This is a genomic window from Candidatus Dormiibacterota bacterium (assembly GCA_035635555.1).
Classification (GTDB): Bacteria; Acidobacteriota; Polarisedimenticolia; order Gp22-AA2; family Gp22-AA2; genus Gp22-AA3.
In genome coordinates, this window is sequence record DASQAT010000012.1 from 23,368 (window position 1) to 48,522 (window position 25,155).

Consider the following 25,155-nt stretch of genomic DNA (forward strand, 5'->3'; position numbering starts at 1 on the left):
CCGGCGCAAAAATGCTTGCCGCGCGTCCGGGACGAGTCAGCCGTTGAACTTGTACCCCATCCCGTGCACGGTGACGAGGAAGCGGGGCTGGGCGGGTTTGTCTTCGATCTTCTTGCGCAGCTTGGCGACGTGCATGTCCACCGTGCGGGTGAGGGGGGCCGCGTCGTAGTCCCAGACGGCGTCGAGCAGCTGGTCGCGCCCGACGACCTCGCCGCGGTGCTCGACGAAATACTGCAGCAAGCGCAGCTCGCGCGCGGTGAGGTCGAGGAGCCTGCCGTTCCTTTTGACCTCCCCCTTCTTGAAGTCGGCCTTGACGCCCCCGAACTCGTACGCCTCGACGCGCGCCGCGCGGCCGGAGGCCCGGCGCAGGACGGCCTCGACGCGCGCCATCAGCTCGAGGAACCCGAACGGCTTGGTCACGTAGTCGTCCGCCCCCAGCTTCAGACCGAGCACCTTGTCGATCTCCTGGCCGCGTGCCGTGAGCATGATGATCGGGACGATGTTCCCCGCCTTGCGGATGTCGCGACAGACGTCCAGGCCGTTCATCTTCGGCAGCATCACGTCGAGGATGATGACGTCGGGGGCCGACTCGGTCGCCTGGCGCAGGCCGTCGGCGCCGTCGCGCGCCATCGCGACCGTGTACCCCTCGTACTCGAAGCCGTCGCGCAGCGCCGCGATCATCGAGTCGTCGTCCTCGACGATCAGCACCTTCGGCATCTCAGCCCTCCGTCCGCGGCGCCGGCGCGGTCCCGTGCTCCGCCGCGGGTGCCGTGCCGGCCGGGTCTTCCGTCCGGGCGGCGGCGACGGTCCGCCCGGCCCGCAGCGGCAGCACGATCGAGAACGTGCTCCCCTTCCCCGGCTCGCTCGCGACTTCGATGCGTCCGCCGTGCACCTGGACGATGTGCCTGACGATCGACAGCCCCAGCCCGCTCCCCTTCACCTCGTGCACCAGGCCGGTGCCCACGCGGTGGAAGCGGTCGAAGATCTTCTCCTGCTCGCCGCGCGGTATGCCGATGCCGCGGTCGGAGACCGACAGCACGATGGCGTCGCCCCGTCCCGCCAGCCGGACCGTGATCTCCTTCGAGTCGCCGGAGTACTTGACGGCGTTGTCGAGCAGGTTGTGCAGCGCCTGCGCCAGCGCATCCGAATCGATCGACATCGGCGGCAGCGGCCCGGCAAGCCCTTCGGCGGTGATGCGGAAGCCGCTGTGCTTCAGATGGGTCTCGAACGTGCGCAGCGTCGCCGCCACGACCTCGCGCAGGTCGGACTCCGCGAAACGGTACTCCTTCCGCCCCGACTCGATGCGCGAGAAGTCCAGGATGTTGTCGATGAGCCGCGACAGGCGGCGGCTCTCCGCCTCGATGTACTCCCCGTACTCCTGCACCTTCCCGGGGGCCTGCGCGCGCCCCAGCCGCAGCAGCTCCGCGAACACCCTTATCGACGCGAGCGGAGTGCGCAGCTCGTGCGACACGTTCGACACGAAGTCGGACTTCATCTCCGACAGGAGCATCGCCCGGTTCGCCGTGCGCAGCGCCAGCCCGATGCCCCCCATCAGGACGACGGCCAGGAGCACGGACAGCGTCACGTTGAACATGAAATTCGCGCTGGCCCACTGCTCGGGTGTCGATCCGGGGCTGTGCAGACTCATGGTCCAGTCGGTGAACACGAACGGAAAGCGGGAGGTCGCCGACTCCGCGTGGTCGGACTCCCCTGCCGTCGCCAGCACGGCCCGTCCCGAGGCGTCGCGCACCGTCACCGCCAGGTCGCCCATTCCCGTGCCCGGGAAGAACTCCGGCAGCGCCTTCTTGATGACCGCGGGCAGAAGCGTGTCCCGGAAGTAGGCCTCGTCCAGGATGAGACCGGCGATGCCGACCACGTGCGACGCGTCGTCCGTGATCGGATTGAAGATGATCCGGTACTCCGGGTTGCGCTCGTCCACCCGCAGCGCCTGCGAAGGCGCCACGCCCCCCCGGTAGCTCAGCACCTGGAGGGGGGTGCACGCCACGATGACCGCCAGCGCCTCGTCCGAGGCGGGAAAGGGGATGAGGCCTCCGCGCGCCGGCTCGTAGGCGTAGTAGTTCCCGAACCGATCCCGCGTGAAGTCGACGAGGAACAGGCGCCGCACCCCGTCGACCGGCTTCTTCTTCCAGAAGAGGGCCACCTCGTCGAGACGCCCCTGCCTGAACAGCGACGCCGGGATGTTGAGCGCGCGCTCGGCCGCCGAGCGGTAGTGGAACTGCACCTCCGTGCCGACCGCCTCGAGGTAGTTCGTGTGGGCCGCCTTCTGCGCCAGCGCCGAGACCTGCTTCAGGCGGGCCAGCCAGACGAACTGCAGTCCCAGCATGACGAGGAGCGGCGCCAGGACGGCCAGGAAGCCGACCCAGAGTGTGTGCTTCTTGAGGAAGGTTGCGGGCGATCCCATCTCCGCCTGTCCGGCAGAGCCCACTATACCCCGCCGGTCGGCCCGCAGGAGCACCGGGAGGAGGCGTTTACAATTGTTGACATTCGAGACATCCTTTTACCTCGACCTTGGCGACATTTACAGCCGTTCCCCGTACACTTCCGCGCGGTTGAGTCCTTGGAAGGGTGAAACAATGGACTGCCCAGGCCTTCGGTGGACAAGGTTACGATCGAGCGGTTCCCCCACTACGAATCCCACCGAGTACAGCAGTCGGCGACCATCGATCGCGGGGCAGTCCAGTTTCCCCTTCCGGAAGGTTTCCCCCTTTCCCATGGAGGTCCGTCCCATGCACCGTCATATCTGGCTGATTCTCGTCGCGGTAGCGATGATCGCCATCCTGCCGGCGTTCGCAGGTGACCACGGCAAGTGCACGATGAGCACGCAGGACTGCCTGGATCACATGGCCGCCAGCATGAAGAGCAGCGGCTGGGTCGGCGTCGAGCTCGACACCGACAAGGCCGAAGGGTACGCGGTCACCAAGGTCATCCCCGGCAGCCCGGCCGAGGCGGCGGGTATCGAGGCCGGCGACATCCTGGTGGCACTCAACGGGGTCGCGTTCAAGAAGGAGAACGACGACGCCTTGATGAAGGCGCGCAAGGACTGGAAGCCGGGACAGAACGTGTCCTACACCGTCAAGCGCAACGGCAGCGAGCGGCAGGTCTCGTTGACCCTCGCCTCCTGGCCCGCCGACGTCATCGCGCGGTCGATCGGCCAGCACATGCTCGAGCACGCGAGCGCCGAGGTCGCCTCGACGAAATAGGTTCCCGCGAACGGTTTTTTGGTACCCCGGCAGGGGGTGGGGCCGGCGGATCGTCCGCCGGCCCTCTTTTTTTGCCGGGAGCCGATCGCGTTATGATCCCCTCCCCAGGAGGCTCCTCATGAAACTCGAGACGCTGATGGTGCACGCCGGGGCGGAGCGCGATCCCGCGACCGGGTCGCTGGCACCGCCCATCCACCTGTCGACGACCTTCGAGCACGGCCCCGGCGGCGAGCGGCCGCACGGCCTGATCTACATCCGCGACGGCAACCCGACCGAGGCGCGGCTCGAGCCGGCGCTCGCCGCCGCCGAGGGGGGCGGCTCGGGGCTCGTCTTCGCCTCGGGTGTCGCGGCCGGCGCCGCCCTTCTGCAGGCGCTGCCGCCGGAGTCCCACGTCCTCTTCCCGGAGGACATCTATTTCGTCTTCCGCGTCATGGCCTCCCAGTACCTGCCGCGCTGGGGGCTGACACACACGTTTGTGGACATGCAGAATCTCGACGCGGTGCGCGCGGCGATCCGTCCCGGGACGCGCGCCGTCTGGACCGAGTCGCCGTCCAATCCCCTCATGCGCGTCACCGATCTCGCCGGCATCGCGGCGATCGCGCGGGACGCGGGCGCCCTCCTGGTCTGCGACAACACGTTCGCGACGCCGGTCCTGCAGCGGCCGCTGGAGCTGGGCGCGGACGTCGTCCTGCACTCGACGACCAAGTATCTCGGAGGCCACTCCGACGTGCAGGGCGGTGCCTTGATCTTCGCCGCGAAGCACGCTCCTCTGGCCGAGAAGACGCACTCCGTCCGCACGGTCACCGGCGGCGTGGCCTCGCCCTTCAACTCGTGGCTGGTCCTGCGCGGTCTGCGATCGCTTCCGTGCCGGATGGAGCGGCACGCCTCGAACGCCCTGGCGCTGGCGCGGGCCCTGCAGAACCACCCTTCGATCGAGACGGTCCATTACCCGGGTCTCGCGGACGACCCCGGGCACGAGGTGGCGCGCCGCCAGATGAAGGCGTTCGGCGGGATGCTGTCGATCCGGGTGAAGGGGGGTCGCGAGCGGGCCGTCGCGGTCGCCGCGCGTGTCCGGCTGTTCACCAACGCGACGAGTCTGGGCGGAACCGAGAGCCTGATCGAGCACCGCGCCTCGTCCGAGGGCCCCGCCACGACGACGCCGCAGAACCTGCTGCGGATCTCCGCCGGCCTGGAGCATCCGGACGACCTGGTCGCTGACCTGGAGCAGGCGCTGGCGGGGGGGTGAGGGGGGGCGCGCATGGGTCTGTCGCGCGACCGCGGATTCGCGCTAAGATACGCCCGCCTCGAAGGCTCCAGACCCGCGGACTCTCGGGACGGCGCAGTGAACCCCATTGTTGGAGCGGCTCTCATGAAGAAGCCCCTCGTCCTGGCTGTTGTCCTGTCCATCGCGGGTCTCGCGTGCGGCGCGAAAGCGCAGACCGCCGCGGTGGATCTCAAGACGGACGATCAGAAGACCCTGTACGCGCTCGGATTGGTGATGAGCGACAACCTGGCGACGTTCAACCTGAGCGACAGCGAGCTCGATCTCGTCAAGGCCGGGCTCACCGACGGGGTGCTCAAGCACACGCGTCAGGTGGATTTGGCGGTGTACGGGCCGAAGCTGGGCGCGATGGCCCAGGCGCGCGCCAGCGCCGGCGCCGTCACGGAGAAGGCCGCCGGCTCCGAGTTCCTGTCGAAGGCGGCCCTCGAGAAGGGGGCCGTGAAGACGGCGGCCGGGTTCGTCTATCAGGAGGTCGTCGCCGGCAAGGGGGCGGTTCCCGCCTCCACCGACACCGTGAAGGTGCACTACAAGGGCACGCTCACGGACGGCACGGTCTTCGACTCCTCGATCGATCGGGGCCAGCCGGCGGTGTTCCCGCTGAACCAGGTGATCCCGTGCTGGTCGCAGGGAGTGGCGATGATGAAGGTGGGCGGCAAGGCGCGCCTCGTCTGCCCGCCCGAGCTGGCCTACGGGGACCGCGGCGCGCCGCCGAAGATCAAGCCGGGCTCGACGCTGGTGTTCGAGGTGGAGCTCCTCGACATCGTGAAGAAGTAGCCTCCTTCAGGAGGCGGGCCGCGCCCGCGCCATGTCGTCGAGGAGCGCGCGCGGCGAGATCGGCCGGCCCAGGAATTCCTCGATGACCTGCCGGGACGGGCGCTCCAGGCCGAAACGGTACAGACGCCCCGACATCCACGCGTACCAGGCCGGGTCTCCCTCCGCGTACGGGCCGTGCAGCTCCTTGACGCGCGCCCGCAGGTCGGCCACCAGGATCGCCCCGATCGCGTAGTTGAGCATGTAGCCGGGCAGATTGATGAGCTGGCCGCGCAGCGCCCACCAGGACAGCTCGGGGTGGGGCCGGATGCGGAAGTAGCGCTCGGTGATCTCCGTCCAGACCCGGTTCGGATCGGCCTCCGGCGTTCTGTGCATGCGGATCTCGAACAGGGCCCAGGCCGTGTCCATGACGATCCCCGAATATTTGGAGCCGATCGAGTCGGGCAGCGGCACCTCGGTCCCGAGGTAGCGGCGCTGCCACTCCGGCTCGAACATCTCGAGCGCCGCGACGTCGGCGATCGCCTCGGTGAACAGATCGCTGTCCGGCCATTCCATGAACGCCGGCCGGGTGCGGATGGCGGCGATGTGCACCGCGTGGCCCGACTCGTGCAGGAGCTCGTTGAGATTGTCCACGCTCCCGACCTTGTAGGACGCGAACACCCACGGCTCCCCCGGGACCCAGGCCCCGTCCACGAGACGCGGCCGCGCCCCGAACGTGGTGAACGCCACCGGGTCCTTGCCGTCCCGCGGCTCCAGATCGTAGTGGACCCCGAGTGCTGTGATGTCGGCCCCCAGGTCCTTGTAGAACCTGTCGTTGACGGCCCGCAGGCTCTCGAGAGGGATGGCGGCGCGCAGGGCGCGGCTCGCCTTCCCCGCGCGGTACGCGAAGTCCCACGGCTCGATCGCCCCATCGGGCGAGATGCGACGCCAGGTCTCGAGGACGGAGGTGAGCCACGTCTCGACGGCGCCCGCGGCGATCCCGAGGTCCGCGGCGCCGGCCTCGATCGACGACTTGTCGGAAAGGAGCCGCGCGGCGGTCAGACGCACGAGCTGCCGGTACGGGCTCGTCGCCGGATTGTCGTCGCCGTTGATCGAGGTCCAGACCGGTCCGAAGGCGAGGAAGAGGCGCCGGCGGCGCGCCGCGTCGTCCGTGACCGGCAGGAGGCTGAAGACGGTCAGGCGATCGAGGGTCGTCCCCTCGAACGGCAAGGCGTGCGCCGCCCTGCCGAAACAGGCGTACATCCTCTCGCCGAGAAGGCGCGTGCCGTCCCGGCTGCGCGCCAGCGCCGCGGCATCGTAGTCGCAGTCGATCGCCCCGGGCGGTCCCGGTGCGGCCGCGGGCTCGTCCTCCTCGCGCAGATCCTTCGCAAGCGTGCGTCTCATCACGTCGAGCGCACGGCCGTCCTCGTCCCCGGTCATTCCGATCCGGTCCGAAGGAAGTGCCGCAGCCAGCCTGGCCCGGGCGGCGCGGTACTGCGCCAGGAGATCGCTCAGCGCGACGCCACGCGGCGAGGTCTGCGCGCCGCGCGCCCGCGTCACATCGATCTGGTCCTTGAGCCAGCGCGTCTCCTGGTAGGCGGCCTCGGCGGCCGCCAGCGGGGCGGGCGGCTTCCGGACGCAGGCCGCAAGGAGGACGGCGGCCAGGGCCGCGGGCACAAGAGACCAGTGTGTCCGGATGCCCGTCACTCAGAGTCGTCGGCCTGAGGCCAGCGGCTCGGGCGGCTCGAGGGATGAACCGGAAGGGTGAAGAAGAACGCGGCTCCGCCGCCCGGAGCGGACTCGACCCAGATCCGCCCGCCCAGACGATCGACGATGCGCTCGCAGATCGCCAGATCGCGGCCGGCTCCCGGGCGCCCGTCGCCGCCGGCGACGAGGCCCCGGTCGGTGACGGAGATGAGCCAGTCGCTCCCGGAGCGTCGGGCGGCGATCTCGATCCAGGTCGTGCTCCCGACGCGGTGCTCGAGGGCGTGGCCGATGAGGTTCTCGAACAGCCGGACCAGCGGAACATGCTCCGCCGCGACCATCGGCATGTCCCCGCGCACGATCTCGGTTTCGGAAAGCCGGATCACCGCGCGCAGGTTCGCCAGAGCCTGATCGAGGGCCGCCCCGGCGCTCGCACCCAGGGGACCGCGCGCGCGCTCCACTTCCCGGTCCACCATGACGATGCCGCCCGAGCCGCCGAGGACCATCCCGACGTCGGAGGAGAGCTGTCGCCGCGACGAGGCGGGTTCCGGCGGGGCACCCGCCGCCAGGTTCGCGAACAGGGCGCCCGTGAACGGCCCGGGACCCGCCGGGGCGCACCGTCCCGCCGCGGTCATGTACCTGACGATGGAATCCACCACCGCGCCGAAGTCAGCCAGGGGCTTCACGAAATAGGCCGCCGCCTGCAGCTCGTAGGCGCGGGCGACCTCCCCCGGTCTGCGGGAGCCGCTGAGCACGATCACGGGGATGCCGCGCAGATCCGGGTCGGTCTTGAGGTCGCCGAGGATCTCGAGACCGCTCCGGCGCGGCAGGTTCAGGTCCAGCAGGATGTAATCGGGACGCGCGGGACCGGCGCTCCTCGCCTGCGTCTGGAGAAATTCCAGCGCCCTTTCTCCGTCGCTGGTCACGGACAGCTCGATCGACGCCGGCAGAGTTGCCAGCGCCATCTTGAAGAGGGTGACGTCCGTGGCGTTGTCCTCGACCAGCAACGTCTTCATGCGCTCACCGTGCCCGGTCGACTCAGGGGCGGAGGGTTGCATCGTCAGTCCTGGATGTTTGGCGCCGGGAGTCTAGCCAGCGGGCCGATCCGAGTCAAGCGGATCCAAGTCCCCGGGCGGCCATTGTACCCTGCCCCCCGGGGCTGTATCATCCTTGGCCTCATGGACATCGTCATCCGCTGCCGCGATCTGCGCAAGGTGTACGACGGGAAGCCTCCCGTCGAGGCGCTGCGCGGTCTCGACCTGGAGGTGGGGGCCGGCGAGTGCTTCGGCATCCTCGGTCCGAACGGCGCCGGCAAGACGACGACGGTCGAGATCCTCGAGGGGATCCTGGCGGCCTCGAGCGGCGACGTGGAGGTCCTGGGGCTGCGCTGGGGGCGGAGCAACCGGACGCTGCGCGAGCGGATCGGCGTGTCGCTCCAGGAGACGCGGCTCGCCGACAAGCTGACCGTCGAGGAGACGGTGGAGCTGTTCGCCTCGTTCTACAGGAAGGGGCGGCCCGCCGAAGAGGTGATGGCGGAGGTCGGGCTGACGGAGAAGCGCTCGTCCTGGGTCGTCAAGCTGTCCGGCGGGCAGAGGCAGCGGCTCGCGGTCGCCTGTGCGCTCACCGGCGACCCGGATCTGCTGTTCCTGGACGAGCCGACGACCGGTCTCGACCCGCAGTCGCGCCGCCAGATCTGGGACATCGTCCGCGACCTGCGCCGTCGCGGCCGGACCATCCTGCTCACGACGCATTACATGGACGAGGCCGAGCGGCTGTGCGACCGGCTCGCGGTCGTGGACCACGGCCGGGTGATCGCCCTCGGCACGCCCGCCGGGCTGATCGCGTCGCTCAAGGGGGAGCATGTCGTCGAGTTCGCCGTGAACGGAGACGGTGTCGGGTCCGGGCACCCGGAGCCGGGCCGCCTGGACCCGCAGACCCTGCTCGCCCTCCCGTCGGTCAAGTCCGTGCGGGCGGAGTCGGACGGCATCCTCCTGACCGTCGACGAGCCGCACGTCGCCATCCCGGCGCTCCTCGAGGGACTCAAGAGCGGCGGGCATGCCCTGTCGCGCCTCACGACCCGCCACGCCAGCCTCGAGGACGTCTTCGTCGCGCTCACCGGCAGGCACTTGCGCGATGAGTAGACGTCACCCGTTCCTGCTCCTGGTCCTCGCGCGGCTGCGCGAGCTGATGCGCGAGCCCGAGGTCGTGTTCTGGGTGTTCCTCTTCCCGATCCTCCTGGCCGTCGGCCTCGGCGTGGCCTTCCGCAACAAGCCGCCTGATCAGATCATCGTCGGCGTGGTCGAGGCCGAGGGCTCCGAAAAGGTCGCGGCCGCCCTGTCGTCCTCGGGAGGCTTCCGCGTCGAGACCGTCCTCCCCTCCGAGGCCGCCGACCGGCTGCGTCTCGGCAAGGTCGCCCTCCTCGTGGTGCCGGGCCGCTCGTACGAGTACCGCTACGACCCGACGCGCCCCGACAGCGTGCTGGCGCGCCAGAAGGTGCACGACGCGCTCGAGCGCGCCGCCGGCCGCGCCGACCCCGTCGAGGTCAGGGAGACCCTGGTCACCGAGCCCGGGGCGCGCTACATCGATTTCCTGATCCCCGGCCTGCTCGGCATGAACATCATGAGCGGCGGTATGTGGGGGGTCGGGTTCCTGCTGGTCGACATGCGCTCGCGCAGGCTCCTGAAGCGGCTCGTCGCCACCCCGATGCGGCGCACCGACTTCCTGGGGGCGATCATGACCAGCCGCATGATCCTCGTCTTCGGCGAGATGGTCCTCCTGCTGTTCTTCGGCTGGCTCGTCTTCGGCCTGGTGATCAGGGGCTCTCTCGTGAGCATCACCCTGCTGGCCGTCCTCGGGGCCTTCGTGTTTGCCGGCATGGGCCTTCTCGTCGCCTGCCGCACGGCCAAGATCGAGACCGCCTCCGGTCTCATGAACCTGGTGATGCTTCCGATGTTCGTCTGCTCGGGGATTTTCTTCTCTCCGAACCGCTTCCCGCTCGCCGTCCAGCCACTGATCAAGGCGCTCCCCTTGACCGCCCTCAACGACGCCCTGCGCGCCACGATCCTGGAAGGGGCGGACCTGCCGTCCCAGGCGGCGCGCATCGCAGTCATGCTGGCGTGGGGCGTGGCCTCGTTCGTGGTGGCGCTCCGGATCTTCCGCTGGAACTGACCGGCGGGGCGTCCGTGCGGCCCCCTCAGGAGCCGCGCACCTCGCTCATCAGCGCCAGGACGTTTCCTTCCGGATCGCGGCAGAACGCCATCCAGAGCTCGTGGTCCGGCATGCGCGCGATCAGGTGCGGCTCGCCGTCGAACGGCACGCCGCGCCCGCTCAGGGCGGCATGCGCCGCCTGGATGTCGTCCACCTTGTAATAGATGACCGAGGCGGCGTGATCGAATTCCGGCGTTTCGGGCGGCGACAGCATGAGCCTGATGCCGCCGCAGTCGAAGAACGCCAGCTTCGGCACCTGGAACAGCGGCCGCATCCCCAGGACGTCGCGGTAGAACTCCACCGCCCGATTGAGGTCTTTCACGTTGACGGAGATCTGTCCGATCCGATCGAGTCCGAATTGCTTCTCGGTGGTCATCTCGAGTCCTCCCTGGCCCCATCCTCCCACGAGGACCTGCGGAGTTTTTCTCCGTTGTTGCGATTCGCGGCCGACGCCCGGCGATAGGTCAGGGGCGGGAGCCCGTAGCTTCGCCGGAACAGGGCGCTGAACGAGCCGAGACTCTCGAAGCCCGAGCGGTGGCAGACCACCGTCACCGGAAGGGCGCTCTTCACGAGCAGGTCCCGCGCGATCTCCAGGCGCCGGCGACGGACGTATTCGTGCGGCGTCTCGCGGAACGCCTCGGAGAATCGTCGGTGGAAGTGGTACGGCGACAGGCACGCCGCCCGGGCCATCGCGTTGAGATCGACCGGTTGCGCCAGGGATCCCTCGACGAAGTCCAGAGCCCTCCGCAGGCGCCGGTAGATCTCGGCGCGCGTGGCCGGGCGGGCCGCGGGGATGCGGGCCATTTCCCGCCGCACCTCCGTCTGAGCGCGCAACAGGGCGCCCGCCAGGCCGGCGATCCGGTCCTCGATCCACTCACCCGGTGGACGGCCGCGGGACAGGTGAAGGTGCGTTTCCTTCAAGAGCGACATCACGCCTGGGTCCCGGGCGTGGCAGGTCTCGAACAGAGTGGTGTCGCGCATCTCGAGCCCGGGCTCGTCCAGGAGGAGGTCTTCACGCCCGGCGAGGACGGCGCGCGCCTCCTCGACGAACCCGCGCCGGAAGCCGCACCCAGGCGCGATTCGTCCACCCGGAACCCGCTCACCTGGCGTATAAACACCGAACGCGGAGGCCGTGAATGAACGATCGGCGCCCACCCGGAGAGCGGACGCTCGACCCGGACGACTGGGACGAGTTCCGGGACCTCGCCCACCGCATGGTGGACGACACCCTCGCCCACCTCGCAACCCTGCGCGAGCGCCCCGCCTGGCGGCCGATGCCCGACGCCGTGCGCGCGTCGTTCGGCGGTCCGGTTCCGCTCGAAGGGGAAGGGGCCGGGGCGGCGTACCGGGAGTTCGTCGAACGCGTCCTCCCCTACCCCAGCGGCAATCTCCACCCGCGCTTCTGGGGCTGGGTGCAGGGGACCGGCACGCCCCTGGCCGCGCTGGCCGAGATGCTCGCCGCCGCGCTGAACCCGCATCTGGCCGGGTTCAACCAGGCGCCGGCGCTGGTCGAGCACCAGGTGCTCGGCTGGCTCGCGGAGCTGATGGGGATGCCCGGAGCCAGCGGCGTCCTGGTCGGCGGAGGATCGATGGCCAACCTGCTCGGCCTCGCCGTGGGCCGCCATGCGCGGGCCGGGTTCGACGTCCGCGAAGAGGGGCTGCAGGGGGGCCGGCCGCGGCTGATGCTGTATGGATCGGTCGAGACGCACGGCTGGGCGAAGAAGGCGGCGGAGGTCCTCGGGCTTGGCAACAAGTCCTTCCGTCGGATTCCCGTCGACGCCGACTATCGCATCGACACGGCGGCGCTCCGGACGGCGGTGAAGGACGATCGGAACGCCGGGCGCCGGCCCTTCTGCGTCATCGGGACGGCGGGCACGGTCAACACGGGCGCCATCGACGATCTCTCCTCCCTGGCCTCCTTCTGCCGGAGCGAGGATCTCTGGTTTCACGTGGACGGCGCCTTCGGGGCCCTCGCGCGCCTCCCGGAAAGCCTCCGCCCGCTCGTCTCGGGGCTGGAGCAGGCCGACTCCCTCGCCTTCGATCTCCACAAATGGATGTACTTGCCGTTCGAGGCCGCCTGCGTCCTGGTCCGCGACAAGGCGGCGCACCGCGACGCTTTCTCGGTGAGCGCCAGCTACCTGGCGGAGACCACGCGCGGCGTGGTCGCCGGCGGCCTCCCCTTCGCCGAGCGCGGCATCGATCTCACGCGTTCCTTCCGGGCGCTCAAGGTCTGGATGTCCCTCAAGGCGCACGGCGTGAACGCCTTCGCGCGCCTGATCGAGCAGAACGTCGAGCAGGCGCGCCACCTTGCGGCGCTCGTCGAGACGCACCCCGATCTCGAGCTCCTCGCGCCCGTGCCCCTCAACGTCGTCTGCTTTCGCTACGCTCCATCCGGTCTGCCGGAACAGCGGCGGAACGCCGTCAACGAGGAAATCCTCCTGCGCATCCAGGAGGAAGGGGTCGCCGTCCCGTCGGGGACGGTGCTGGCCGGCCGCTACGCGATCCGTGTCGCCAACGTCAACCATCGCAGCCGAAGAGAGGACTTCGACCTCCTGGTGTCGGCGGTGGCACGGATCGGCGCGGAGGTGGCGGGCGCGGGGCCCGGCTTCTAGCGCGAGGTCATCGTTTCCATTCGAACGGGAAGTAGCCGCCCGCCGGTCAGCCGGCGGGCTCGATGTCGAACGCCAGCCGTGCGTGCGCCCGGCGCAGGGCCGCCTCGACGAGCGCCGGGGTCTTCGCGCGCGCGAAGATGAAGCCGAGGTACGACGCCCCTTCCGGGAGCGGCACGAGCGGCCTGCCGATCGTGGCGCTGACTGTGACGTCCTCGATGCCGGGGACGAGGCGGGCAGCCGTAAGACCGCTGACCCCGCGGAGCACACCGGCGCGCGGGATCGGGATCATCATGACGCCGGCGGGGCGCGGCTGCCGCCGGAGCGCACGGACGTCCCGGCCGAGGGCGTGCATCAGGACGACCTCCTCGAGCGACAGACCGGTGCCGAAGCGGAGGGTGCGCGAGCACAGGCCGCCGATGGAGCGCGCGGCGACCTCGATGAGCCAGGGGCCGCGGTCGTTGACGCGCAGCTCGGCATGCACGGGACCCTCGCGCAGTCCGAGGGCGCGGGCGGCGGAGGCGGTGGTGGCGGCGATCGCCTTCTGGACGCGAGCGCTCAGCCGGGACGGTGTGACGTAGATCGTCTCCTCGAAGAAAGGACCGTCGAGCGGGTCCGGCTTGTCGAACAAGGCCAATACCTTGAGGCGGGAGGCGAGCAGGATCCCTTCCAGGGCGACCTCGACGCCGGGCACGAACTCTTCGACCAGCACGAGGCGGCCGGCGTCGCCGCCGTGCTCCTTGACGTCCGACTGGCCGAGCAGGGCGGCGATGCGCCGGAAGGCGGCGACGAACTGTTCCGCGTCGTCGGCGCGTATGACGCCCCGGCTGGCGGCCAGGAACGTCGGCTTGAGCACCACGGGGAAGATCTGCTTCCGGGCGGCGGCGCCGGGATCGTCTTCGAGGGTCATCAGACTGAAGCGCGGCGTCGGGACGTGCGCGTCGTGGAGGACGCGGCGCAGCACGTCCTTGCGGCGGGCGGCGCGCGCCGCCTCGGGCGGGTTGTGCGGCAGGCCCAGACGGGCCGACGCGGCGGCGCTCACGACCGCGGTCTCGTCGTCGGTGGGGATGACGGCGCTCAGGTGGTGCTTCGCGTCGAAGGCGGCGATCTGGCCGGCCGCCTTTTCGGGATCGCGCAGCTCGAGCGTCACGCCGCGCGTCGGCTGCAGGTCCTGCAAGGCCTGCTTCCGGTCGGACCCCACGACCGTCTCGACGCCCAGGTGCCCGGCCGCCCGGATGAAATCGTGCGCGCGGTAGGTCGTGGTCGGAAGGAGGAGCAGGACGCGCTTCCCTTCCAATCTCAGGGGATCACATCCTCTCGTCCATCGTGCGGTAGTCGCGGCGCGGGGAGCCGATGTAGATCTGGCGCGGACGGGCGATCCTCTGCTCCGGGTCGAGCAGCATCTCCTCCCACTGCGCCAGCCAGCCCGAGGTGCGCGGGATGGCGAACAGCACCGGGAAGGTCTCCACCGGAAACTTCATGCTCTGGTAGATGAGACCGGAGTAGAAGTCCACATTGGGGTAGAGCTTGCGGCTGACGAAATAGTCGTCCTGCAGGGCGATGCGCTCGAGCTCCAGGGCGATGTCGAGGAGCGGATTGCGCCCGGTGACCTCGAACACCTGGTCGGCGATCTGCTTGATGATCCGGGCGCGGGGGTCGTAGTTCTTGTACACGCGATGACCGAAGCCCATCAGGCGCACCTGACCCTGCTTGACGCGCTTGATGTACTCGGGAACGTTGCGCACCGACCCGATCTCCTTGAGCATGCGCAGGACCATCTCGTTCGCGCCCCCGTGCAGCGGGCCGTAGAGCGCGGCGACGGCGGCCGCGACGGCGGAGTACGGATCGGGGTGCGAGGAACCGACCGCGCGCATGGCCAGGGTCGAGCAGTTCTGCTCGTGGTCGGCGTGCAGGATGAACAGCACGTCGAGGGCGCGCTCGAGAACCGGGTTCGGACGGTATTTCGACTCGGCCATCTTGAACAGCATGGCGAGGAAATTTCCGGTGTACGACAGGTCGTTGTCGGGATAGACGAACGGCAGACCGACGCTGGCGCGGTAGGCGAACGCTGCGAGGGTCGGCATCTTGGCGATGAGGCGCACCGCCTGCTGGCGGCGCGCGATCGGGTCGAAGATGTTCTTCGCCTCGCTGTAGAAGGTGGAGAGCGCCCCCACCGTGCTCACGAGGATCCCCATCGGGTGCGCGTCGTACCGGAACGCCTCGATGAGACGCTTCATGTTCTCGTGCAGGAAGGTGTGGTGCGTGATGTCGTGCACCCAGTCCTCGTGCTGCCGCCGGGTGGGCAGCTCGCCGTTCACGATGAGGTAGGCGGTCTCGAGGTAGGTGCTGTGCTCGGCGAGCTGCTCGATCGGATAGCCGCGGTAGTTGAGGATCCCCTTGTCCCCGTCGATCATCGTGATGCGGCTCTTGCAGTGCGCCGTGTTGGTGAACGCCGGATCGTAGGTCATCAGCCCGAAGTCGTCCGGTCCCGTGTTGATCTCGCGCAGCTCGATCGCCTTGATGGTGCCGCTGTCGATCGGGATGTCGTACGACTTGCCGGTGCGGTTGTCGACGACACTCAGCGAGTTCCTGCCGGCCGCGGCGGCCGGGGTGGTCTTGGCGGTGTCGGAGTCGGCCGAGCGGGGCATGGGGGGCCTCCGATTCGTCGAGTACGGCTTAAGGATACTTCAAGACTTGCCCGCCGCCACACCCCCGCGCAGCGTCTTGATCAGACGCCGCATGTCGCGCGGCAGGGGGGACTGGAAGGCGACCTGCTTGCGCGTGACCGGATGGATGAAGCGCAGCGTGCGGGCGTGCAGCGCGGTCCGGCCGATGAGGGGAGTCGCCTTGCCGTAGCTGCGGTCGCCGACCAGCGGATGTCCCGCCTCGGCCAGGTGGACGCGGATCTGGTTCCGGCGGCCGGTGCGCAGGCGGACCGACAGCACCGTGGCGGACGGCAGGCGCTCGGTCACCTGGTACTCGGTGATGGCCTCCTTCCCCTCGCCCGGCCGGCGCGTCGAGCGCACCTTGAGGGTCCTCGGATCCTCCAGAAGACGGCTCTCGAAGCGCCCCTCGTCGGGCTCGACGCGTCCCGCGGCCACCGCGGTGTAGAGGCGCTCGATCGTGCGCGTCTGGAACTGCGCCTCGAGCGCCTCGTAGGCGCGTCGCGATCGGGCGAACAGCAGCAGGCCGCTCGTGTCCCAGTCGAGACGGTGCAGGGCGTACAGCGCCGGTCGGCGCACTCCCCTCGCCCGCTCCGACTCGAGGAGTCGTTCGACCAGGCTGTCCTCCTCCTTGCGCAGCGGGGTCGGGACGCTCAGGAGGCGGGGCTGCTTTTCGACCACCAGCAGGTCGCGCTCCTCGTGGATGACCTTGTACCCGGCGCCGGGGCGGGGCGGCGGCTTGGGCCGGTAGCGGCGGTCGGGATCGACGCGCACCTCGTAACGCTCGCCGGCGGCGACGCGCTGGGCGTACTGGCCGGGGCGGACGCCCCGCACCGCCCCGGCGTCGATGAGCCCGCGCGCGGCGCGGTGCGTGAAGCCGCCGCGATCGTGCAGCACGGCGGGCAGGGTCCGCCCGGCGTCCTCGAGCGGGACCACGATGATGAGGGTGTTCAGGGCGGACGGCACCCGCGCGGTTCAGGACGCGAAGGCCCGCACGGCCTTGGCTTCGTCCTGATGGATGTCGAAGATCAGGTGCAGGGACAGCATCGAGAGCACGTTGTACACGGTCTGGTTCGGCATCAGGAGCTTCACGTCCCCCTTCTTCTCGACGGCCCGCTTCTTGGCGGCCACGAGCTCGCCGATGCCGGCGCTGTCCACGTACTCGACGCCCTTGAGGCTGACGACGATCTTGTTGTGCCCCTCGTCGATCAGCCCCTTCGTGGTCTTTCCAAGCGTGTCCACCGGCTCACCAAGCACGAGCTTGCCGCTCAGTTCGAGGATGCGCACGTCTCCTGAATCCCGGGTCTTCAGCTTCATGACTCTCTCCTCCAGCGTGCCGGTGACATCCGGCCTGATGGCCCGAGCATTCTAAGGCAGCCGGGCCGCGCCGGTGTAAAGTATCGCGCGGCGGCGCGGGTCCGCCGCACCGGAGGAGGCCGGGGCATGGAGCTTGCGGGAGCGAGACAGCGCGGCCTCCCGGTTGCGGGTCTCGGGGTCCTCGTCCTGGCTGCCGGGGCGCTCGGCGCCGCCGGCTGCCGGGCGCCCGCCGCCGGCGGCACCGCCTCGCCGCCGAATCCCTTCGCGGCGGACGTGCTCTGGGACGACGGGCGCGCCGAGATCGACGCGTACGAAGCCACGATCAAGCGATACGGGATCCTCCGACCGCTCACCGCCTACCTCGTCGTGGTCAAGGAAGACCTCTCGAAGACCCAGCTGGTCAAGGCGGACCCGGGCCACGACCCCGGCGATCTCCGGACCGTCCTGAAGCTGAACCACGTCCTCAACTACCCGACCGGCATCTACTCCTACCACCAGATGGCCTCCTGCTTCTTCGACCGCGGCACGATGGACCTGATGAAGCTGTCGCTGACCTCCAACGAATGGTGCGGCAACACCTACAAGGAATACACGCGGCGGGACGGCCGGGGGACGCTGCACGTGCACACGTACTGGGACAACCAGGCGGAGGCGACCTACGACCTCCCGACCGGCCCGGACGTCGTGTTCTACGACGCCCTGCCGCTGTGGATCCGATCGCTGCCGCAGAGCGCCGGAACGGAGCGCGCGCTCCGCCTGCTGCCGTCGCAGATCGAGAGCAAGGGTCCGAGACCGGAGGCGCAGGCGGCGACACTCGTCGCCGCCAGGGAGGAAGGGATCGTCGTGCCCGCCGGCCGATTCCAGGCGCTGCGGTGGGAGCTCCGGACCGCCGGAGGGCCGCCGGACGTCTACTGGACGGCGGGCGACGCGCCGCATCTCCTTGTGGCCTGGGACCGCGGCGACGGCGGCGCCTATCGGCTGAAGTGGACGCAGCGTCTGGCCTACTGGACGCTGAACCGGCCGGGGGACGAACGATTCCTCCAGGGGCCGCCCCCCGCCGGGACGCGTTCGACCGGTTCCCGTTAGGGCGTCTGTTCCTTCGGATCGCCGGCGCCCCCCGAGGCGATCTCGGCCAGGCGCACCGGGTCGCCGAGCCGGGCGATCTCCACCGGACGGCCTACGACGATGAGCCCGTCCCCGGCCTTGAGGTCCGTGGAAGGGTCGGGGATGATGCGGCGCTCCTGGCCGCCCGGCATGCGCCGCTTCAGCTCGATGACGTTGACTCCGAAGCGCTGGCGGCAGCCGAGCTCGCGCAGGGTCATGCCGGGGAACGACTCGGGGAGGGTGACGAGGGCGACCACGTACTCGCCCGGCAATTCGACGAACGTCGTCTCCGGACGCCCGCCGGCGCGCGGCTTGTCGAAGCGCGCCAGCCGCGCTTCCTTGTGCAGGATCTCCTGGCTGTACAACGCCATGATGTCTCCCGCCGAGAGCTCGCCGACGATGTGACGCGTGTCGAGTGAATCGACGACCGGCAGCCGGTCCCGGCTGACCTGCGACCACCGCCCGATCGCCTCGCTCATCCGGTCGTTCTCCGTCAGGACCGGGACGTTGGGGTACATGACGTCCTTGGCGCGCAGAGTCTGCGCGGCTTCGGGGTTGCGGACGGGATCCGCCAGGTCCCCGAGGGTGATGGCGCCGCTCAGGCGGCCGTCCTCGCCGACGACGAACAGCTCCTTGCGCCCCTCCTCCAGCATCCGTTTCATGACCACGCCCACGGTCTCGAGCTCGTTCACGGGAGCGGCGCTCGAGCGCATGACGTCGCGCACCTGGATCGTGTCCATCACCAGTTCTTCCATCCGTCCGCCCAGCCTCACGCCCCGCTCGACCAGCGGTTCCGTGTAGATCGACTCGCGGTGCAGGAGGCGCGACGCCACGACCGCACCGGTGCAGGCCACCATGAGAGGCAGGATGATCTGGTAGTCCCCCGTCAGCTCGAAGATGATCATGATGGCGGAGAGCGGCACCTGCGTCGTGCCCGCCACCATCGCCCCCATGCCGACCAGCGCGTACGCTCCGGGAGTCGACGTGGTCAGCGGGAAGGTCTCGTGGCACCAGGCGCCATAGGTGTAACCGAGCGCCGAGCCCATGAACAGGGTCGGCGTGAACAGACCGCCCGCGCCCCCCGAGCCGGCGGTCAGGGCCGTCGCGACGAGCTTCAGGACAGGCAGGACGATGATCAGCTGCAGCGGCAGCTCCTCGCGCAGGAGCGCGTTGGTCGTGTCGTAGCCGTTGCCGAAGACGTGCGGATAGAACACGCCGATGAGCCCGACCAGGGCGAAGCCCACGACCGGCTTGACCCAGGCCGGGATCGGCAGCCGCTTGAATCCCCTTTCCGTATCGCGCAGCACCACGATGCACAGGGCCGACGCGACGCCGATGCCGATTCCCATCGCCAGGTAGTGTCCGAGCTCCCAGCCGTTCACGAGCGTCGCGTGCTGCGGCGGCGTGTAGGCGGGGTAGGTGCTGATCAGACTGCGCGAGATGACGGTGCCGATCGCCGAGGCGACGACGATCGGGCCGAACGACTCGAGGGCGAAGTTTCCGAGGACCACCTCGAGCGCGAACAGGGCGCCGCCGATCGGGGCGTTGTAGGCGGCGGCGATGCCGGCGGCGGCCCCGCATCCGACCAGGATGTTGAGTCGATTGCCGCCCAGGCGGAACCGGCGTCCGAGCAGGGATCCGATGGAGGCGCCCACCCGGACGAGCGGCCCCTCGCGGCCGAGCGAGCCGCCGGTGGCGACCGTGCAGATGGTCGCGAGCGCCTTGATCAGGCTGCGGCCGAATGGGATGTAGCCGCCGCGCTGCGCCACGGCCTCGATGATGCCCGCGGTGCCGTGCCCGCCGACCGGCTGCCGGGTGATCAAGATGATGAGGCCGACGAGCGCCCCTCCGAGCGTCGGTATGGCGAAGCGCTGCCAGGCCGGGAGAGCGAGGGCGTGGCTCAGGAGCTCGTGGCGGGATCCCCAGAAGAACCCCTGCACGAGACCGAGCAGGCGGACCAGGGCAATCGCCGCGAAGCCGGTGGCGGCCCCCGTCAGCGGGACCATGACGAGGAAGCGCTTTTCGCCCGGCGGCCGGGTCCGAAGCGAGGCGAACGGCCGCCAGTCGGCGAACTGCCTGAGCCAGATCATCCGCGCTCCATTCTAATGCCTGGGGAGGCGCGAGGCCGCTCTGCTAGAATATCCGGCTTCGATGACTTCGCGGCAATCTTCCCCTCCCTACCCCTCCATCCTGAGGATGGCCGCCCCCCTGGTCCTGTCGTTCGGAATGCGCTCGCTGTTCACCTTCGTGGACATCGCCTTCGCCTCGAGGCTGGGGGACGCGGCCATCGCGGCGGTCGGAGGGCTGTCGTTCCCCTACGAGATCCTGATGATCGCCTGCTGGGTGGGCGTTTCGACAGGACTGACCTCGAACCTGTCGCAGGCCATGGGGAAGAGACAGGGGGCTCGCATCGAGCAGATCCTGTCGGTGTCGCGCGGAATCGTCTGGTCGCTCGTGCCGCTGTTCTCGGCCATCGCCGTGTACATCTACTTCGGCGCCTACCACATGGGCCTCGACCCGGTGCTGGCGCGCCAGTTCTCGATCTACGGCGGCGTCCTGATCGGCGGTTCGGCCTTCACCGCGTTCTGGTCGATCATTCCCGACTCGATCGTCAAGGCGCACCACGACACCAAATCGACGATGTGGGCCGGCATCTGGTCGAACCTGATCAACGTCGGTCTCAACACCCTGTTCCTGTTCGTGTTCCACTGGGGAGTCTTCGGAATCGCCCTCTCGACCGTCCTCGGAAGATTCGGCGGGCTGGTGTATGCGCTGCGCAAGGCGGCCCGCCATGAGGCGGCGCGCCAGGCGAGCGGCCTCGACACCGACCCGACCCTCGACCCCCACCCGCTGCGATCGTTTCTATCGCTCGCGCTCCCCTCCTCCATGACGTACGGGCTCATGGCGGTGGAGACGGGTCTGGTGAACTGGCTCCTGGCCCGGCAGCCGAACGCGACCGAGTCGATCGCCGCCTACGGTATCTACTCGCGCGTCCTGCAGTTCGCGGCCATGCCGATCATCGCCGCCGCGGTCGCCGTCCTCCCCTACGTGGCGCGCCGCTTCGGCGAGGGGAACATCCGGGCGATCCGTGACGGGATGCGCCAGATCCTCCTGGTCGCTGTGGTGTATTGCGTCGGCCTCGTCACCCCCGCCCTGCTCGTCGGAGGCCCGTGGCTCGCCCGCGCCCTGGCCGAGTCGCCATTGACCGCGGAGCTCGCCACCATGGCACTCGCCCTCTGCCCTCTCGCCTGCCTGGCGATGGTCCCGTTCTCGCTCTGCCGTCCCGCCTTCGAGGGTCTGCAGCGCGGCCGCCCGGGGCTGGCGATGGCGGTGTTCCGCTACACCATCCTGACGATCCCGTTCGCCTTCGCCGGCATGAAGGCGGCCGACCTCCTGGGCCGGCCCCCCTTGCACGGGCTCATCGCCGGACTCATCGGCGCGAGCGGCCTCGCCTCGGCGGTCTTTTTCATCTGGATGCGGAGGTTCCTGGGTGATCTCGAGGCGCAGGAGCGCGCCGCGGCCCCGCAACCGCGTCCCGCCGGTCAGCCCGGCGCCGCACGCTTCTCCGCCCCCGCAACGCTCCCCTCCGAGCCGACTGCGCCGCTCTCCGCTCGACAGGACGCCCCCGAGGACTAAATTGTAGGTCGTGCGGGATCGAGCGGTCTTCCCGGGGCTCCTGATCTGCCTCTTCGTGTCGGGGGCGAGCGGTCTCATCTACGAGGTCGCCTGGGTCCGCTCCCTCGAGCTGGTGTTCGGCGCCACGTCGTTCGCCGTCGCGACCGTCCTGGCCGCCTTCATGGGAGGGCTGGCGCTCGGGTCCTGGCTCATGGGGGTGGCGGCGGCCCGGCTCGACCGGTTCCATCCCCTGCGGGTCTATGCCGCCATCGAGCTGCTGATCGGCGTGGCCGGCTCGCTCGTGCCGTCGGCGCTGCGCGCCCTGGTCCCAGTGTACCAGTCGATCTGGAGCCACTTCCACTCCTCCTTCGCCGTCTTCAGCCTGTGGCGCTTCCTGCTGTGCGGCGCCGTCCTCCTGGTGCCGACCCTCCTCATGGGCGCGACGCTGCCGATCGCCAGCCGGCTGGCGGTGGGGGGGGCGCCCGGCGCGCGGGAAGACGCCCGGCCGGCGGGCGACGGATGGAGCGTCGGGCTGCTGTACGCCTGCAACACGCTCGGCGCCGTGGTCGGCTGCGCCGCCGCCGGGCTGTCGCTGCTCCCCGCCCTCGGACTGCGCAGCACGGAGTGGCTCGCGGTCGGGCTGAACCTTCTCGCGGCGGCGGGCGCCTTCCTCGTGGCGGAACGGAGCGCGCTCCGGCCGCGGGGGCCGGAACAGCCGCGCGATCGGCACCCCGACGAAGCGGCCTCGACGATCGGACGCGCCGCCACGGTCCTCGTCTTCCTGTACGCGGTCTCGGGGGGCGTCGCCATGGTGTACGAAGTGGCCTGGAGCCGTCTCCTCGTCCTGGTCCTCGGGTCGTCCACCTACTCCTACACGGTCATGTTGACGACATTCCTGGCGGGCCTGGCGCTCGGCGCCTGGCTCGGCGCGCGTCTCCTCAAGAACTTGCCCGACCCTCTGCTGGCGGCGGCGCTCTGCCAGGTCCTCGTCGCGCTGTCGACGTACCTCGGCCTGTTCCTGATACGGGATCTGCCGTTTCTGTACGTCGTGGCGCACAATCGTCTGCAACCATCCCCCCGGGGGCTCATCCTGGTGCAGTTGGCCCTCGCCGCGGGACTGATGATCCTGCCGACGCTGGGTCTCGGGGCGATGTTCCCGGTCACCATCGGCGGGCTCCGTCCCAGGGGCGACAGGGCGCCGCGCGTCGTCGGCCGCGCCTACTCCTGGAACACCCTGGGAGCGATCCTCGGCTCGGTCGCCGCCGGCTTCTGGCTCGTGCCGCGCTGGGGGAGCCGCAACGCGCTTCTGTTCGGCGTCGCCGTGAGCGCGCTGCTCGGTCTCCTGGGTCTGATGCAGGCGCGCGTCGCGGCGGGGCGCCGCCTGCGCCTCCTTCTCGCCGTCGCGATCGTGGCCTTCCTCGCCAACCTGACGGTGGCCGCTCCCCTGCTGCCCGAGGAGGTCCTGTCGAGCGGCGTGTTCCGCTACGCCGATCGCTACCAGGGACTCGATCGAGCGTCGTTCTTCGAGCGTGTGAAGGAGAGCCACGGCGAGATCCTGATGTTCAAGGAGGGGCTGACCTGCACCGTCACAGTCTTCCGCACCACCGCGGCGCGCACCCTGACGGTGAACGGCAAGCCCGACGCCTCGGTGCCCCCCGGCCTGCCCGAGCCCCCGGTGCGCCACACGAAGGCCCGGCCCGGGGATCTGCCGACGCAGGTGCTGGTGGCGCAGGTGCCGCTGCTCCTGGCGCCCCGGACGGATCGCGTCCTGGTCGTCGGTCTGGGGAGCGGAGTCACGCTGGGGTCGGTCCTGACCCACCCGGTCAAGGAGGTCGAGTGCGTCGAGCTGGAGGACGCCGTCGTGCAGGCGAGCCGCTTCTTCGACGACGTGAGCGGATCGCCGCTGCGGGACCCGCGCGTGCGGCTGGTGGTGAACGACGCGCGCAACCACCTGCTGGTGACGCAGGAGCGCTACGACGTCATCGTCTCCGAGCCGTCGAACCCCTGGGTCGCGGGCGCCGCCAGCCTGTTCACCAGGGACTTCTTCGACCTCGCCGCCAGGCGCCTCGCCCCGGACGGCCTGTTCTGCCAGTGGCTGCAGCTCTATGAGACGACCCCGGACGATTTCAGCGCCATCCTGCGCAGCTTCGCCGCCGTGTTTCCCGACGTCCACGTGTTCCGGGTCGATACCGATGCCATCCTGGTCGGATCGAAGGGCGGTTCAGGGGTCAGGCTCGATGCGCTGCTGGCCCGCCCCGGCGAAGGGCCCGCCCGGGACCTCGAGCGCATCGGCATCGGCGACCCCGGAGGCCTGCTGGCGCACTACTGGATCGGCGGCGCCGAGCTCCGCTCCTTTCTCGCGCCCGGCCCGTTGAACACGGACGACAACATGCTGATCGAGTTCGCGGCGCCGCTGCGGATGCTGTCCCGCCGTCCGGAGGCTCAGGCGGCGCAGTCCGGGGAGCTGGCGCGGCTGTTCGCCGGAAGGACCACCGGTGTCCTGACCCATCTCGGCCCGCAGGCCGCTGAGCCGCACGCACAGGCTCTGTTCTGGGCAGGCATGGCCGGCTCCACGCTTTCCGGCGGCTATCCCGACCTCGCCGCAGAGTACGCCACGCGCTCGCTGCGCGCGGAGCGCAACCCCGGCGCGGCGCGTGTCTACGGCGCGTGCCTGGCGCGCTCCGGGAATCTCGGCGCGGCGCGGTCGTGGCTCGGCGACGCGGCCCGCGAATTTCCGAGGGACGCGGCGCTGCTGCGCTCTCTCATCGAGCTGGAGCGCGGCGAGCGGGACTGGCGCGCCGTCCGGGCCGATGCGCGGAGACTCGTCGCGCTCCTCCCCGACGACCGGCTGGCACGCTACTGGGAGGGGGAAAGCCTCTACTCCCTCGGCGAGCGCCGGGCCGCCTACTCCATGCTCGCTGCTCTCCGGCCGGCCGGCCCGGCGGGGGGTGCCGCGCAGAGCGCCCTGTCGCGGGGAACGGCGGCGCAGGCGCCGGCGGCGGACGAACCCTTCCCGGATCTCGGCCTCTATCTCGGCTCGCTGCACAGCGCCGCGGCCCGCCCCGCCGACGCCGTGGCGCCGCTGCGGGAGTACCTCCTCCTCAACCCGGCCGATCGCGAGGCGCGCGCGCTTCTGGCCGGAGCGCTGGAGTCGACGGGGAGGACGCGGGAGGCGATCGCCGAAAGGCGGCGCCTCAGTCCCGCCGCCCCGCAGCAGGCGCAGGCCCGTCTCGAGGAGGTCGAGGCCGGCTGGGACTCGGCTCCGCGCGGCCGCACCCAGGCACTCCTGGAGGAGGCCCGCGAGTACGATCCCGACGACGACGCCGTCGCCTTCCTCCTGGCGCGCTCGCGCGTCCGTCAGGGGGACCTCCAGGGCGCCATCCGCCTGCTCGAGGAGGTTCTCGACGCGCATCCCGATCACCCGTGGGCGGTCGGGTACCTCGGCCAGCTCGATGCGGCGGCCGGCAACGCCGCGCGCGCCGGGATCCTGGCGCAGCGCTACCTGGCGCTGACCGGCCGGTCCTGGGAGACCGTCACCGACCCCTAGGAGCCCGTCCGAGTAATCGTTTTTGATTGCACAGGTTCACACCGGCGCGTGGATAATACGCGCATGAAGATCTTCCGACCGTACGAACCCGATCAGATGTTGTTGCTGCCGCCGTCGCTTTCGGACTGGGTGCCGG

Annotated in this window: 20 protein-coding genes; 9 read left to right on the forward strand and 11 right to left on the reverse strand. The window is 70.0% G+C overall.

The genetic code is table 11. The features are described from left to right. Positions 1-36: 36 nt before the first annotated feature. Positions 37-717 (reverse strand): response regulator transcription factor, encoded by a 681-nt coding sequence (locus VEW47_03235; GenBank protein ID HYS04183.1) that lies wholly within the window; start codon positions 715-717, stop codon positions 37-39. 1 nt (position 718) lies between these two features. Next, entirely contained in the window at positions 719-2,422 is a 1,704-nt protein-coding gene (locus VEW47_03240; GenBank protein HYS04184.1) for a HAMP domain-containing sensor histidine kinase, read from the reverse strand. Positions 2,423-2,747: 325 nt separating this feature from the next. Here VEW47_03240 and VEW47_03245 point away from each other — a divergent pair, with 325 nt between their 5' ends. From VEW47_03245 to VEW47_03255, 3 genes are all read left to right on the forward strand, one after another. Then, complete coding sequence (locus tag VEW47_03245) at positions 2,748-3,221, forward strand: PDZ domain-containing protein (protein ID HYS04185.1); 474 nt, start codon at positions 2,748-2,750, stop codon at positions 3,219-3,221. A gap of 118 nt (positions 3,222-3,339) precedes the next feature. Further along, entirely contained in the window at positions 3,340-4,467 is a 1,128-nt protein-coding gene (locus tag VEW47_03250) for a PLP-dependent transferase (GenBank protein HYS04186.1), read from the forward strand. A 123-nt stretch (positions 4,468-4,590) separates the two neighbouring features. Continuing rightward, a complete protein-coding gene (locus VEW47_03255; GenBank protein HYS04187.1) occupies positions 4,591-5,277 on the forward strand; it encodes an FKBP-type peptidyl-prolyl cis-trans isomerase in 687 nt (228 codons plus the stop codon). A gap of 6 nt (positions 5,278-5,283) precedes the next feature. On the opposite strand, the gene VEW47_03260 is transcribed toward VEW47_03255, so the two are convergent. Continuing rightward, complete coding sequence (locus tag VEW47_03260; protein ID HYS04188.1) at positions 5,284-6,960, reverse strand: hypothetical protein; 1,677 nt, start codon at positions 6,958-6,960, stop codon at positions 5,284-5,286. Beyond that, a complete protein-coding gene (locus tag VEW47_03265; protein ID HYS04189.1) occupies positions 6,957-7,973 on the reverse strand; it encodes a response regulator in 1,017 nt (338 codons plus the stop codon). Before VEW47_03265 ends, VEW47_03260 begins: the two co-directional genes overlap by 4 nt. A gap of 162 nt (positions 7,974-8,135) precedes the next feature. Here VEW47_03265 and VEW47_03270 point away from each other — a divergent pair, with 162 nt between their 5' ends. Further along, positions 8,136-9,098: an ABC transporter ATP-binding protein gene (locus VEW47_03270; protein ID HYS04190.1), complete on the forward strand. Its 963-nt coding sequence runs from the start codon at positions 8,136-8,138 to the stop codon at positions 9,096-9,098. Beyond that, a complete protein-coding gene (locus tag VEW47_03275; GenBank protein ID HYS04191.1) occupies positions 9,091-10,125 on the forward strand; it encodes an ABC transporter permease in 1,035 nt (344 codons plus the stop codon). Before VEW47_03270 ends, VEW47_03275 begins: the two co-directional genes overlap by 8 nt. Before the next feature lie 25 nt (positions 10,126-10,150). On the opposite strand, the gene VEW47_03280 is transcribed toward VEW47_03275, so the two are convergent. Next, positions 10,151-10,540 carry a VOC family protein gene (locus VEW47_03280; GenBank protein HYS04192.1) on the reverse strand — a complete coding sequence of 130 codons (390 nt, stop codon included), beginning with the start codon at positions 10,538-10,540 and terminating at the stop codon, positions 10,151-10,153. Next, positions 10,537-11,319 carry an AraC family transcriptional regulator gene (locus VEW47_03285; protein HYS04193.1) on the reverse strand — a complete coding sequence of 261 codons (783 nt, stop codon included), beginning with the start codon at positions 11,317-11,319 and terminating at the stop codon, positions 10,537-10,539. The genes VEW47_03280 and VEW47_03285 overlap by 4 nt, the downstream gene beginning before the upstream one ends. Here VEW47_03285 and VEW47_03290 point away from each other — a divergent pair. Next, a complete protein-coding gene (locus VEW47_03290) occupies positions 11,301-12,776 on the forward strand; it encodes a pyridoxal-dependent decarboxylase (GenBank protein HYS04194.1) in 1,476 nt (491 codons plus the stop codon). The two genes, VEW47_03285 and VEW47_03290, sit on opposite strands and share 19 nt — an antisense overlap. A 46-nt stretch (positions 12,777-12,822) precedes the next feature. Here VEW47_03290 and VEW47_03295 read toward each other — a convergent pair whose 3' ends face one another. Genes VEW47_03295 through VEW47_03310 form a run of 4 tightly spaced genes read right to left on the reverse strand, consistent with a single transcriptional unit; the run spans position 12,823 to position 16,753 of the window. After that, positions 12,823-14,070, reverse strand: a complete 1,248-nt coding sequence (locus VEW47_03295; GenBank protein ID HYS04195.1) for an ATP-grasp domain-containing protein — start codon at positions 14,068-14,070, stop codon at positions 12,823-12,825. 10 nt (positions 14,071-14,080) lie between these two features. Then, positions 14,081-15,421, reverse strand: coding sequence for a citrate synthase (locus VEW47_03300; GenBank protein ID HYS04196.1), 1,341 nt, complete (start codon positions 15,419-15,421; stop codon positions 14,081-14,083). A gap of 39 nt (positions 15,422-15,460) precedes the next feature. Next, the gene (locus tag VEW47_03305) at positions 15,461-16,402 is read right to left on the reverse strand and encodes an RluA family pseudouridine synthase (GenBank protein ID HYS04197.1); all 942 of its coding nucleotides are present in this window, start codon (positions 16,400-16,402) and stop codon (positions 15,461-15,463) included. 9 nt (positions 16,403-16,411) lie between these two features. After that, complete coding sequence (locus VEW47_03310; GenBank protein HYS04198.1) at positions 16,412-16,753, reverse strand: STAS domain-containing protein; 342 nt, start codon at positions 16,751-16,753, stop codon at positions 16,412-16,414. 126 nt (positions 16,754-16,879) lie between these two features. Between VEW47_03310 and VEW47_03315 the strand changes: the two genes are divergently transcribed. Beyond that, positions 16,880-17,839 (forward strand): hypothetical protein, encoded by a 960-nt coding sequence (locus VEW47_03315; GenBank protein ID HYS04199.1) that lies wholly within the window; start codon positions 16,880-16,882, stop codon positions 17,837-17,839. On the opposite strand, the gene VEW47_03320 is transcribed toward VEW47_03315, so the two are convergent. Beyond that, the gene (locus VEW47_03320; GenBank protein ID HYS04200.1) at positions 17,836-19,947 is read right to left on the reverse strand and encodes a chloride channel protein; all 2,112 of its coding nucleotides are present in this window, start codon (positions 19,945-19,947) and stop codon (positions 17,836-17,838) included. The genes VEW47_03315 and VEW47_03320 overlap by 4 nt on opposite strands. 61 nt (positions 19,948-20,008) lie before the next feature. Between VEW47_03320 and VEW47_03325 the strand changes: the two genes are divergently transcribed. Both VEW47_03325 and VEW47_03330 read left to right on the forward strand, forming a co-directional pair. Continuing rightward, a complete protein-coding gene (locus VEW47_03325) occupies positions 20,009-21,493 on the forward strand; it encodes an MATE family efflux transporter (GenBank protein HYS04201.1) in 1,485 nt (494 codons plus the stop codon). A 10-nt stretch (positions 21,494-21,503) separates the two neighbouring features. After that, positions 21,504-25,019 carry a fused MFS/spermidine synthase gene (locus tag VEW47_03330; GenBank protein HYS04202.1) on the forward strand — a complete coding sequence of 1,172 codons (3,516 nt, stop codon included), beginning with the start codon at positions 21,504-21,506 and terminating at the stop codon, positions 25,017-25,019. Positions 25,020-25,155 lie beyond the last annotated feature (136 nt).

What these genes read in the sequence shown, in the direction of transcription:
- VEW47_03235 (HYS04183.1), bottom strand. Translation starts at nt 717, where the DNA reads ATGCCGAAGGTGCTGATCGTCGAGGACGACGACTCGATGATCGCGGCG.
- VEW47_03240 (HYS04184.1), bottom strand. Translation starts at nt 2,422, where the DNA reads ATGGGATCGCCCGCAACCTTCCTCAAGAAGCACACACTCTGGGTCGGC.
- VEW47_03245 (HYS04185.1), top strand. Translation starts at nt 2,748, where the DNA reads ATGCACCGTCATATCTGGCTGATTCTCGTCGCGGTAGCGATGATCGCC.
- VEW47_03250 (HYS04186.1), top strand. Translation starts at nt 3,340, where the DNA reads ATGAAACTCGAGACGCTGATGGTGCACGCCGGGGCGGAGCGCGATCCC.
- VEW47_03255 (HYS04187.1), top strand. Translation starts at nt 4,591, where the DNA reads ATGAAGAAGCCCCTCGTCCTGGCTGTTGTCCTGTCCATCGCGGGTCTC.
- VEW47_03265 (HYS04189.1), bottom strand. Translation starts at nt 7,973, where the DNA reads ATGAAGACGTTGCTGGTCGAGGACAACGCCACGGACGTCACCCTCTTC.
- VEW47_03270 (HYS04190.1), top strand. Translation starts at nt 8,136, where the DNA reads ATGGACATCGTCATCCGCTGCCGCGATCTGCGCAAGGTGTACGACGGG.
- VEW47_03275 (HYS04191.1), top strand. Translation starts at nt 9,091, where the DNA reads ATGAGTAGACGTCACCCGTTCCTGCTCCTGGTCCTCGCGCGGCTGCGC.
- VEW47_03280 (HYS04192.1), bottom strand. Translation starts at nt 10,540, where the DNA reads ATGACCACCGAGAAGCAATTCGGACTCGATCGGATCGGACAGATCTCC.
- VEW47_03290 (HYS04194.1), top strand. Translation starts at nt 11,301, where the DNA reads ATGAACGATCGGCGCCCACCCGGAGAGCGGACGCTCGACCCGGACGAC.
- VEW47_03300 (HYS04196.1), bottom strand. Translation starts at nt 15,421, where the DNA reads ATGCCCCGCTCGGCCGACTCCGACACCGCCAAGACCACCCCGGCCGCC.
- VEW47_03310 (HYS04198.1), bottom strand. Translation starts at nt 16,753, where the DNA reads ATGAAGCTGAAGACCCGGGATTCAGGAGACGTGCGCATCCTCGAACTG.
- VEW47_03315 (HYS04199.1), top strand. Translation starts at nt 16,880, where the DNA reads ATGGAGCTTGCGGGAGCGAGACAGCGCGGCCTCCCGGTTGCGGGTCTC.
- VEW47_03320 (HYS04200.1), bottom strand. Translation starts at nt 19,947, where the DNA reads ATGATCTGGCTCAGGCAGTTCGCCGACTGGCGGCCGTTCGCCTCGCTT.
- VEW47_03325 (HYS04201.1), top strand. Translation starts at nt 20,009, where the DNA reads ATGACTTCGCGGCAATCTTCCCCTCCCTACCCCTCCATCCTGAGGATG.